General features: G+C 52.6%; 11 protein-coding genes, 1 pseudogene and 1 riboswitch. Of the genes and pseudogenes, 6 read left to right on the forward strand and 6 right to left on the reverse strand.

Translation table 11 applies throughout. The annotated features are described in order from the left end of the window. Position 1: 1 nt before the first annotated feature. The 3 genes from thiE to rsd form a co-directional block, all read right to left on the reverse strand. Positions 2-643, reverse strand: a complete 642-nt coding sequence (gene thiE / locus H0247_RS12535) for a thiamine phosphate synthase (RefSeq protein ID WP_180742840.1) — start codon at positions 641-643, stop codon at positions 2-4. Beyond that, positions 640-2,604, reverse strand: a complete 1,965-nt coding sequence (thiC, locus tag H0247_RS12540; RefSeq protein WP_255433967.1) for a phosphomethylpyrimidine synthase ThiC — start codon at positions 2,602-2,604, stop codon at positions 640-642. Before thiC ends, thiE begins: the two co-directional genes overlap by 4 nt. 119 nt (positions 2,605-2,723) lie before the next feature. Next, positions 2,724-2,894, reverse strand: a riboswitch (TPP riboswitch). Between the two features lie 122 nt (positions 2,895-3,016). After that, positions 3,017-3,478 carry a sigma D regulator gene (rsd, locus tag H0247_RS12545; protein WP_180742841.1) on the reverse strand — a complete coding sequence of 154 codons (462 nt, stop codon included), beginning with the start codon at positions 3,476-3,478 and terminating at the stop codon, positions 3,017-3,019. A 108-nt stretch (positions 3,479-3,586) separates the two neighbouring features. Between rsd and nudC the strand changes: the two genes are divergently transcribed. From nudC to H0247_RS12575, 6 genes and pseudogenes are all read left to right on the forward strand, one after another. Then, on the forward strand, positions 3,587-4,369 hold the full coding sequence (gene nudC, locus H0247_RS12550; protein ID WP_180742842.1) for an NAD(+) diphosphatase: 783 nt from the start codon (positions 3,587-3,589) through the stop codon (positions 4,367-4,369). 148 nt (positions 4,370-4,517) lie between these two features. Next, positions 4,518-5,582, forward strand: a complete 1,065-nt coding sequence (hemE, locus tag H0247_RS12555) for a uroporphyrinogen decarboxylase (protein ID WP_180742843.1) — start codon at positions 4,518-4,520, stop codon at positions 5,580-5,582. A 15-nt stretch (positions 5,583-5,597) separates the two neighbouring features. Continuing rightward, positions 5,598-5,735: pseudogene (locus tag H0247_RS12560) on the forward strand (endonuclease V); the annotation flags it as partial. Positions 5,736-5,823: 88 nt separating this feature from the next. After that, positions 5,824-6,414, forward strand: coding sequence for a YjaG family protein (locus tag H0247_RS12565; RefSeq protein ID WP_180742844.1), 591 nt, complete (start codon positions 5,824-5,826; stop codon positions 6,412-6,414). A gap of 204 nt (positions 6,415-6,618) precedes the next feature. Further along, on the forward strand, positions 6,619-6,891 hold the full coding sequence (hupA, locus tag H0247_RS12570) for a nucleoid-associated protein HU-alpha (protein ID WP_005970302.1): 273 nt from the start codon (positions 6,619-6,621) through the stop codon (positions 6,889-6,891). A gap of 4 nt (positions 6,892-6,895) precedes the next feature. Further along, positions 6,896-7,582, forward strand: a complete 687-nt coding sequence (locus H0247_RS12575; protein ID WP_180742845.1) for a DUF1481 domain-containing protein — start codon at positions 6,896-6,898, stop codon at positions 7,580-7,582. A gap of 417 nt (positions 7,583-7,999) precedes the next feature. Here the strand turns inward: H0247_RS12575 and purD are convergent, their stop codons facing one another. The 3 genes from purD to H0247_RS19690 form a co-directional block, all read right to left on the reverse strand. Next, positions 8,000-9,286: a phosphoribosylamine--glycine ligase gene (gene purD / locus H0247_RS12580; RefSeq protein WP_180742846.1), complete on the reverse strand. Its 1,287-nt coding sequence runs from the start codon at positions 9,284-9,286 to the stop codon at positions 8,000-8,002. A gap of 17 nt (positions 9,287-9,303) precedes the next feature. Beyond that, positions 9,304-10,893: a bifunctional phosphoribosylaminoimidazolecarboxamide formyltransferase/IMP cyclohydrolase gene (gene purH / locus H0247_RS12585; protein WP_180742847.1), complete on the reverse strand. Its 1,590-nt coding sequence runs from the start codon at positions 10,891-10,893 to the stop codon at positions 9,304-9,306. A gap of 94 nt (positions 10,894-10,987) precedes the next feature. Next, a partial coding sequence (locus H0247_RS19690; RefSeq protein WP_219606741.1) for a hypothetical protein occupies positions 10,988-11,206 on the reverse strand: 219 nt, incomplete at its 5' end.

Below are 11,206 nucleotides of genomic sequence, written 5' to 3' on the forward strand. Positions count from 1 at the left end.
GTCATGCCCCCCGCTCTTCAATCATTTTGAGCAACGTTGCCGTTGCTTGCCGCCAGTCTGGTGCCTGCGTAATGGCGCTGACGACGGCAATACTGCCGACGCCCGTTTCCAGCACCGCAGGGACGCGATCGATGCTGATACCGCCAATCGCCACGGTGGGAAAACGGCCTTGCAGATCGGTTATGTGTCGCGTCAGTTCGGCCAGCCCCTGCGGCGTTGATGGCATGTCTTTGGTTTGCGTAGGGAAAATATGCCCCAGCGCGATGTAGGACGGGTTTATCGCCACTGCGCGTGCCAGCTCACGATCGTCATGTGTGGAAACGCCTAGACGCAGGCCAGCTTGTTTAATCGCGGCCAGATCGGCGGTGTCCAGATCTTCCTGACCCAGATGTACGCCGTACGCCTGATGTTTTACGGCTAATTTCCAATAGTCATTGATGAAAAGCTGTGCCTGATAGTGACGACCCAAGGCGATCGCCTGGATCACTTCGGCTTCGGCTTGTTCATCTGACCGATCTTTGATCCTCAATTGGATCGTTTTCACCCCGACGCCGAGTAGTCGCGCGATCCACTCCACGCTATCGACGACGGGATACAGCCCCAGCCGCTGCGCCGTTGGGGCAAAGGGCGTCGAGTCCGTCATTGGCTTTCCTCGGTTTGCAGGCTGGTGGCGCTGTGGTAAAGCTCGCTGCCGCGCGAGCGGAATTCTTGCGACATCTGCGCCATCCCTATTTCAATCGGTTTGGCTTCCGCTTCCTGTTTCGCGGCGTAGTCGCGTACTTCCTGTGAGATTTTCATCGAGCAGAATTTGGGGCCGCACATGGAACAGAAGTGAGCGACTTTACCGGATTCCTGTGGCAGCGTTTCATCGTGGTAGGCGCGTGCCGTTTGGGGATCGAGCGCCAGATTAAATTGGTCTTCCCAGCGGAATTCGAAGCGCGCTTTTGACATGGCGTTATCACGGATCTGTGCGCCGGGGTGACCTTTTGCCAAGTCGGCAGCGTGGGCGGCGATCTTGTAGGTAATCAACCCTTGTTTAACGTCGTCTTTGTTTGGCAGGCCGAGATGTTCCTTCGGCGTGACGTAACAGAGCATCGCGCAGCCGAACCAGCCGATCATGGCGGCGCCGATGCCGGAGGTGAAGTGATCGTAACCCGGTGCGATATCGGTGGTTAACGGGCCGAGCGTATAGAATGGCGCTTCGTGGCAGTGCTCCAGCTCTTCGGTCATGTTGCGGCGGATCATCTGCATCGGAACGTGGCCGGGGCCTTCGATCATCACCTGTACGTCGTATTCCCAGGCGATTTTGGTCAACTCGCCCAGCGTATGCAGCTCGGCAAACTGGGCGTCGTCGTTGGCGTCCTGAATGGAGCCAGGGCGTAAGCCGTCACCCAGCGACAGCGCGACATCGTAAGCGGCACAGATTTCACAGATTTCACGGAAGTGCTCGTACAGGAAGCTCTCTTTGTGATGCGACAGGCACCATTTCGCCATGATGGAACCCCCGCGCGAAACGATGCCGGTCAGGCGTTTAGCGGTCATTGGCACGTAGCGCAGCAGCACGCCGGCGTGGATAGTGAAATAGTCCACGCCCTGTTCCGCCTGCTCCAGCAGCGTATCGCGGAACATTTCCCAGTTCAGGTTTTCCGCCACGCCGTTCACTTTTTCCAGCGCCTGATAGATGGGCACGGTACCGATGGGGACGGGGCTGTTACGCAGAATCCACTCGCGGGTTTCATGAATATAACGGCCGGTTGAGAGATCCATCACCGTATCTGCGCCCCAGCGGGTAGACCAGACCAGCTTTTCCACCTCTTCTTCGATGGAGGAGGTCACGGCGGAATTACCGATATTGGCGTTAACCTTCACCAGAAAATTGCGGCCGATGATCATCGGTTCTGATTCGGGATGGTTGATGTTGGAAGGAATAATGGCGCGGCCGGCGGCGACTTCCTGACGAACGAATTCCGGCGTGATGTTTTCCGGCAGAAGTGCACCGAAACTTTGCCCCGGATGCTGCTGGCGCAGCACGTCAGCGCGAATACGCTCGCGGCCCATATTTTCACGAATGGCGATAAATTCCATTTCGGGCGTAATCATGCCCTGTCGCGCATAGTGGAGTTGGGTGACGCGTTTTCCTGCTTTGGCACGCAGCGGACGTGGCAAGTGTTCGAAGCGCAGATGATCCAGTCCTGCATCCGCCAGACGCTGCTGAGTGAAATCAGAACTGACGCCGGATAGCGCCTCGGTGTCGTGACGTTCTGCAATCCAACTGGCGCGCAGCTTCGCTAAGCCAACGCGGACATCGGGTTGCGCGGCGGGATCGCCATAAGGCCCTGACGTATCATAAACTGGGATCGGTTCATTGGGTTCGTATTGAGGATTGTCTTTGCCGCCGCCGAGTAGCGTCGGGCTGAGCTGAATTTCTCGCATTGGCACGCGAATATCGTCGCGTGAACCTGCAAGGTAGATACGGCTGGAATTAGGGAAAGCCGTTCCCTGCAAGGTATCGATAAATTGCTGGGCAGCGGCACGCTGCTCGCGGCGACCTGATTTGGATGCTGTAGATAGCTGCGGTTTTGTAGACAATGGTTCTGTAGACATAGCAAGTTCCTGTAAGACGTAAAGGGAAGATTGCTTGTCTGGAGCCGGAGGGAGTAATAATGATATTGGGCATCAGAGCAGGTATGCAGGGATACGCAGCCTTGGGCTCAATCTCAATGAGGTGCATTACTCTTGTTCCCTTCGCAGGTATTAACCCGATCAGGTTCCGCGGATCCCGAATTAACGGTCTCAGCCTGTGCGCTCATAGATTTCGTAAAACGATTGCTTTCGTAAAACGATTGCTTTCGTAAAACAAAACATGAGCACGCTAGGCACTCCGACAAGATTTGCCCGTTTCTTAAACGGGCCAATAAAACCCCTACACTGTATGACGGCAAAACGCGGATGTCAAAGCGTGACGGTTTTGCCTGTACAGCGTGTGGCGATGTTCTTAAATAACGTCAAATGACGGCTAGTTGTCGTAAACCAGACGGATCATGTTGTCTTCTAACGTAAAACGCTCCTCCAGAGCTTCACCGACGCTGGAGAGTGCCTGCTGAAATTCGAGGCAGTTATCATGGTCGATAGCCGTCGCCAGATGGTTATCGTAAAACGTCATGATGTGCTGCGTGTTGTTTTGCAGGGCGAGGTCGAGCTGGGTAGAAAGTGCTAGTAGTTGTTCGCTGTGGGTCGCGGCTTCATGCAGCATTTTTTCGTATAAGTGAAAGTGGCCAGTAGAAAGATAGTCCACCAAACTCTGGCAAAAATTATCCAATGCCTCTTCATCCAGAAGAGAAAGCGCTTCCTTGTTCGGCTTGATGCCAACCAGATGATAGTAAGCCACCAGAAGCTGCTTACGCGCTTGTAGCCATTGGTCGATTAACGCATTATTGCCACCAACGTATTCAGTCAGACTTTGTAGCTGGTTTAGCATTGTTGACTCCGTGAACGGTAAGAAATAACTGAAATCCCAGTTATAAAACTTATGTAATCACTCTGAATGTAAAATGCCAGTGAAGTGGCAGTGGAGCAATAAAAAGATATGGAACAGACGCTAAAAGGTGATGAGACCGGCTGGTGGGTGGTTAGCGATGCGGTACACATTTGGCTGCCTCAGGGAGAATTACCGTGTGGAACGGCGACGAAGTGGTCTCTGCAGGGGAAAACGGCTCGCCAAATCGGCGAATGGCAAGAACAGCCTGTCTGGCTGGTGTGTCAGGGCCGTGATTCCGATATGGCCTCGGTTCGCCAACTGCTTGATCAGGACGTGGGCTTATTCCAACTGGCGGGGCGAGGTGTACAACTGGCTGAGTTCTATCGTTCTCATCGTTTTTGCGGTTACTGCGGCCATGAAATGGTGCGGAGTAAAACAGAGCTGGCGTGCTTATGTCACCATTGCAAAGAGCGTTATTATCCGCAGATTGCGCCCTGCATCATCGTCGCGATCCGTCGCGGCGAGGAAATCTTACTGGCGCAGCACAACCGGCATCGCGGAAACATGTACACCGTGCTGGCTGGGTTTGTGGAAGTGGGCGAAACGCTGGAACAGACGGTTGTGCGCGAGGTGATGGAAGAGAGCCAAATCCAGATAAAGAACCTGCGCTATGTGAGTTCGCAGCCTTGGCCATTCCCGCATTCGCTGATGATGGCGTTTATGGCTGACTATGCGGGTGGAGAAATCAAGCACGACCCGAAAGAGCTGCGTGACGCGGGCTGGTTCCGCTTTGACCAACTCCCGCAACTGCCCCCGCCGGGCACCGTAGCGCGTCGACTTATCGAGGATACGGTGGTGTTGTGTCGCGCTTATCACGAGAACGAAGGCTGACGTGGTACTATTTGCGCCATGAATGACTCATGTACACAACGTACTCGCGTCATAGCGTATTCGTTTTATAAAGCGTTCGTTTTATAACGCATCCGTTTCATCACATCTATCCGGTGTCGAACCGCCGTGAGGTTGAAAGGAAAAGAACATGACTGATCTGAAAAACGATCGCTACTTGCGGGCGTTATTGCGCCAACCCGTTGATGTCACCCCGGTGTGGATGATGCGTCAGGCGGGGCGTTATTTGCCAGAATATAAGGCAACGCGCGCGCAAGCGGGGGATTTTATGTCGCTGTGTAAAAACGCAGAGCTGGCTTGCGAAGTCACGTTACAACCTTTACGGCGCTACGCGCTGGATGCGGCAATCCTGTTCTCCGATATCCTGACTATCCCTGATGCCATGGGGTTAGGGCTCTATTTTGAAGCGGGGGAAGGTCCACGCTTTCACTCTCCCATCACGTCTCATGCCGATGTGGTTAACCTGCCTATTCCCGATCCTGAGCAGGAGCTCGGTTATGTGATGAACGCGGTGCGGACGATTCGTAAAAACCTCGCCGGTGAAGTGCCGTTGATCGGTTTCTCGGGCAGCCCGTGGACGCTGGCGACCTACATGGTTGAAGGGGGGAGCAGCAAAGCGTTTACCGTCATCAAGAAAATGATGTTTGCTGAGCCGAAAACGCTACACCTGTTGCTGGATAAGCTGGCGGATAGCGTCATTCTCTATCTCAATGCGCAAATTCGTGCTGGTGCGCAGGCAGTAATGGTATTTGATACCTGGGGCGGCGCGCTGAGCGGACGTGACTACAAAGAATTCTCCCTGCGGTACATGCATAAGATTGTTGATGGTTTACTGCGTGAGAACGACGGTCGCCGTGTGCCAGTGACGCTCTTCACCAAAGGTGGAGGCCAGTGGCTGGAAGCGATGGCGGAAACAGGCTGCGACGCGCTGGGGCTAGACTGGACAAGTGATATTGCTGATGCACGCCGCCGTGTAGGCGATAAAGTGGCGTTACAAGGAAATATGGATCCGTCGATGTTGTATGCCGAATCTGCACGGATCGAGCAGGAAGTGGCGTCGATCCTTGCTGAATTCGGGCAAGGCAACGGGCATGTTTTCAATCTGGGTCACGGCATTCATCAAGATGTGCCACCGGAGCATGCGGGCGTGTTTGTTGAGGCCGTCCATCGGTTGTCTCGCCCTTATCACGTATGATTCACAGGAGGTGATGTGATTGATACACAACAGCTGCGGGCTGAGCAACTGCCCCGCGCTTCTGATGTGATTCGGCACGACGATTTACCTTTTGAGCAGTCCACGTTTATCGCGGGTGCGGGCGTGAATTCTGAGCAAGAAGGCTTAGTCACGTATTGTCGTAAAACTTTAGGAATTCAGGCATAGGGCGTCACTGTGATTTCAGGTACACTGCCGTCCGTCGCTGTTAATGAGCATAAAAATGTTACGTAACCCCATTCATTTACGTCTGGAAAAATTGGCAAGCTGGCAACATGTCACTTTCATGGCATGTCTTTGTGAACGTATGTATCCCAACTACCACGAGTTCTGTCGTCAAACAGAGTTCGGCGATGCGATGGTTTACCGCCGCATTCTCGATCTGGTATGGGAAACATTGGTTGTTAAAGATGCGAAGGTTAATTTCGATAACCAGTTGGAAAAGCTGGAAGAAGCGATTCCCGCTGCGGAGGATTACGATCTTTACGGCGTCTACCCGGCTATCGATGCCTGTATCGCGTTGGGCGAGCTGATTCATTCGCGTTTAAGCGGTGCAACGCTCGAACATGCGATAGCGATTAGCGAAACGTCCATCCGCACCGTTGCTATGTTGGAAATGACGCAGGCAGGCAAAGAAATGACTGACGATGAGCTAAAGGTTTTGCCTGCAATTGAAGAAGAATGGGACATCCAATGGGAGATTTTTCGCCTGTTGGCGGCCTGTGAAGAACGCGACATTGAGCTGATAAAAGGACTCCGTTCCGATCTGCGCGAAGCCGGAAGTAGTAACATCGGGATAAATTTGCATCAATAACGCGATAAAACGTGATTTAAGGCCTGAATTGGCCTGTCTTTAGGCTTCACATTCGCACCCTGTCTGGTCTACATTTGGGGGGCGTAAAAAAAGTGGCTGTCGGTGCGTGTATGCAGGAGAGTGCTACCACACCCTGAAAAGGGAGATGGCATATCCGTCGCACTCGATGCTTAGCAAGCGATAAACACACTGTAAGGATAACTTATGAATAAGACTCAACTGATTGATGTAATTGCGGACAAAGCTGATCTGTCAAAAGCACAGGCTAAAGCAGCTCTGGAATCAACTCTGGCGGCAATTACCGAGTCTCTGAAAGAAGGTGATGCAGTACAATTAGTTGGTTTTGGTACATTTAAAGTGAACCATCGTAATGAGCGCACTGGCCGCAACCCACAAACCGGTAAAGAAATCAAAATTGCTGCTGCCAACGTGCCAGCGTTTGTTTCTGGCAAGGCTCTGAAAGACGCTGTTAAATAAGCCCATGCCGGTTAAAAGTTTAAGCAGAGGGGCGTTTTCGCCCCTTTTGCTTTTACGACGTTTGTGTGGCGCAGGCCTCGTGTTGACTGCCGTGGTGGCCTGTAGTAGCCGCACCGCACCGCCGGAATTTTTCGCCAGTGGTTACGTTGCCGATCGCGGTATCGTGCGTTTGTGGCGTAAAGACGATGCGCAGAATACGACGGCGCTGACTACCGTGTTCAACCCGCTTCAGGGCAACGGCCTGGTGGTGACGCGCTATACATTCCAGCAGGATAAGCTGCGAGAGATACAGCGTAATCAGCTCGGCGCGCAAAAAGAAGATATGCGTTTGCGTTTTGCAGAAGATGGAACCGTCAGCTTTATGCAGCGGCAACTTGCCGAAAGACGTGAATCAGTTTCTGATGATGATATCGCGCTCTACCAGTTTGATGCTAAGCGCATGCTGGAGTTGAGCGATGTACTGCGTGCAGGCAAGGTGACGCTAAAGCAAGGGAAATGGCTGGAAGGGCAGGTTCAGTCTTGTGACGGTACGGTAGTTCGCCCTGATTTTGACAATGATTCGCGTGAATGGATCGCGGAGCAAAAAATGCATGCCACGCGTCCGCTAAATGTCGCATGGTTGGAAGCGCCGGAAGGGACGCAGCTATTGCTGGTGGTGGAAGATGATGTTTGCCAGTGGCAGCCTAAATAGCTATACCCGTCATACTTCAAGTTGCATGAGCGTTGGCTGCGTTCAAATACTCGGCCCGTCGTGGGCCTCGCCCTGAAGGGCCGCTGCAAGCAGCGTTCAAATCTGCTCCCGGCAGATTTGTCACCCGAATCACTTACTTGAGTAAGCTCATCGGGATGAAATGAGAGACATCCTGTCTCTCACCGAAGGCCAGCCGATGGCTGGTCAAATTTGTTCCCGACGAATTTGTCCTTCTCTTGCCGCGTTACGATGCTCACAAAAGAGCATCGCCCTAAAGGGCTAACGCTTCGCGTTATTCAAAACGAACTCGTTTTGTCCTGAAACTCGAATTATTTAGGGTATATAAAACTGACTATAAAAAAACCCGGATTTCTCCGGGCTTCAGTATTGATCAGACAATCGTTATCAGATCGCCTATCAGGCTTGCTCGCGCTCAATGGCGCGGTAGCCGATGTCTTTTCGACAAAATACACCCTGCCATTGAATACCTGCTGCGATTTCGTAAGCGCGCTGCTGCGCTTCAGCGACGGTATTGCCCAGTGCGGTGACGCACAGTACGCGGCCGCCGTTGGTGACGACATCATTACCGTTCAGCTTGGTACCAGCATGGAAAACCTTGCCATCTTCGGCATCTTGCTGCGGTAAACCGGAAATCACATCGCCCGTGTTGTAGTCAGCTGGGTAGCCACCTGCGGCCAATACCACACCCAGAGACGGACGTTCATCCCAGACTGAATCTTTCTGATCCAGTGTGCCGTCACAGGCTGCCAGACACAGTTCCACCAGATCGGAACGCAGACGCAACATAATTGGCTGTGTTTCTGGATCGCCAAAGCGGCAGTTGAATTCGATAACTTTTGGCTGACCATCGGCAGAAATCATCAGACCCGCATACAGGAAACCGACGTAGGTATTTCCCTCTGCGGCCATGCCGTTGACGGTTGGCCAAATGACCTGGTCCATCACGCGCTGGTGGATTTCATCAGTCACTACCGGGGCTGGAGAATAAGCACCCATACCGCCAGTATTCGGGCCTGTATCTTTATCCCCAACACGTTTATGGTCCTGACTGGTTGCCATTGGCAGCACATTCTTGCCATCCACCATCACGATGAAACTGGCTTCTTCGCCATCAAGGAATTCTTCCACCACGATACGGTGCCCAGCATCGCCGAAGGCATTGCCCGCCAGCATATCCTGAATGGCGTTTTCTGCTTCCTGCAACGTCATGGCGACAATGACACCTTTACCGGCGGCTAGTCCGTCGGCCTTGATGACGATCGGTGCGCCTTTGCTGCGTACATAGGCCAGCGCGGGTTCAACTTCAGTGAAGTTCTGGTATTCCGCTGTCGGGATGCTATGGCGTGCCAGAAAATCTTTAGTGAAGGCTTTAGAACCTTCCAGCTGTGCTGCGCCCTGTGTTGGGCCAAATATTTTTAGGCCTGCACTCTGAAATGCATCGACAACACCGAGAACTAACGGCGTTTCTGGGCCAACGATGGTTAAATCGATGTGGTTTTCCTGCGCAAAAGTGACTAACGCTGGAATATCGGTTGCGGCGATATCGACGTTGGTCAGCGCTGGATCAAGCGCCGTGCCCGCATTTCCCGGAGCGACATAAACGTATTTTGCCAGAGGGGACTGTGCGGCTTTCCAGGCCAGCGCGTGCTCGCGTCCGCCATTACCAATTACTAAAATGTTCATTTCGGTCAGCTCCAGAATTAATGGCGGAAGTGGCGCATGTCGGTAAAGATCATCGCAATGCCGTGTTCGTTGGCGGCGGCAATGACTTCATCATCGCGAATGGACCCGCCCGGTTGGATCACGCAGGTAATGCCAACGGCCGCAGCGGCATCAATGCCATCACGGAATGGGAAGAACGCATCAGATGCCATAGCGGAACCTTTTACCTCCAACCCTTCATCACCCGCTTTGATTCCGGCGATTTTTGCTGAATAAACGCGGCTCATCTGACCGGCACCTATTCCGATGGTCATATTGTCGCATGCATACACAATCGCATTGGATTTAACGAATTTAGCCACTTTCCAGCAGAAGAGGGCATCGCGCAATTCCTGCTCGCTCGGCTGGCGTTCAGTCACGACACGCAGTTGAGAGGCATCGACCATGCCCAGATCGCGATCCTGTACCAGCAAACCGCCGTTGACGCGTTTGAAATCTAGGCCAGCAACGCGTTGCTGCCAATTGCCACAGGTCAGGACGCGTACGTTTTGTTTGGCAGCGGTCACCTTCAATGCGGCCTCGCTGGCAGATGGCGCAATAATGACTTCGACAAACTGACGGCTGATAATAGCCTGCGCCGTTTCTTCATCTAGCTCACGGTTGAAAGCGATTATGCCGCCGAATGCCGATGTTGGGTCGGTTTTATAGGCGCGTTCGTAGGCATCAAGAATTGAGCCGCCAATTGCTACACCACATGGGTTTGCATGTTTAACGATAACGCAGGCCGGTTCGGAAAATTCTTTCACACATTCCAGCGCCGCATCGGTATCGGCGATGTTGTTATAAGACAGAGCCTTTCCTTGTAACTGTGTAGCCGTCGCGACAGAAGCCTCGCTAATATTCTCTTCTATATAGAAGGCAGCTTGCTGATGGCTGTTCTCGCCGTAGCGCATGTCCTGCTTTTTGATGTAGTTCAGGTTCAACGTGCGTGGGAAGTTACCTGATGGTTTATCGGTTTCACCGTGGTAAGGCGGAACCAGTGCGCCAAAGTAGTTGGCAATCATGCTGTCGTACGCGGCAGTGTGTTCGAAGGCTTTGATCGCTAAATCGAAACGGGTTTCGTAGGTCAGTGAACCTTCGTTGGCGTCGATTTCATTAATAATGGCGCTGTAGTCGCTGCTCTTGACCACGATAGCCACATCTTTATGGTTCTTGGCGGCGGAGCGAACCATCGTCGGGCCGCCGATATCGATATTCTCGACAGCGTCTTCTAATGTGCAGTTCTCACGCGCCACGGTCTGGGCAAACGGATACAAATTCACAACCACGATATCGATCGGCTTAATGTCATGTTGCGTCATGATCGCATCATCTTGATCGCGACGTCCCAAAATACCGCCGTGTACTTTCGGGTGCAAAGTCTTGACACGCCCATCCATCATTTCCGGGAAGCCGGTGTAGTCAGAGACTTCAGTCACCGGCAAGCCAGCATCAGCCAGCAAACGTGCGGTTCCTCCGGTTGAAAGGAGCTCGACACCACGGTGGGACAGAGCTTGAGCAAATTCGACAATACCTGCTTTGTCAGAAACGCTGAGCAGAGCGCGGCGAATTGGACGGCGTTGTTGCATGATGATGTTATCCCCTGGATTTGGGTAGTCAGTAAAGAACGGTATGTGAATATCGTCTTTGTCAGAGCAATAATTGCGGAATAAAGAGAAATATTCAGTTAGCGTTCGCAAAAATACGACGATTTTGAACGAGGTGAATTGTAGCGAAAACGTTTGCGTGATGCTCGTCAATTTTTGAATAGAATGCTTTCTGTGGATAAGTTTGTGCAAAAAAAGGTATAAGGCGGGTTTTTGCTGTGGAATGCAGCAAACAGTCATTTTTCTTTAAAATACCTATTGCGACAGGTCGAGAAGTCCCTATAATGCGCCTCCA

The organism is Pectobacterium sp. CFBP8739, assembly GCF_013449375.1.
Taxonomy (GTDB): domain Bacteria; phylum Pseudomonadota; class Gammaproteobacteria; order Enterobacterales; family Enterobacteriaceae; genus Pectobacterium.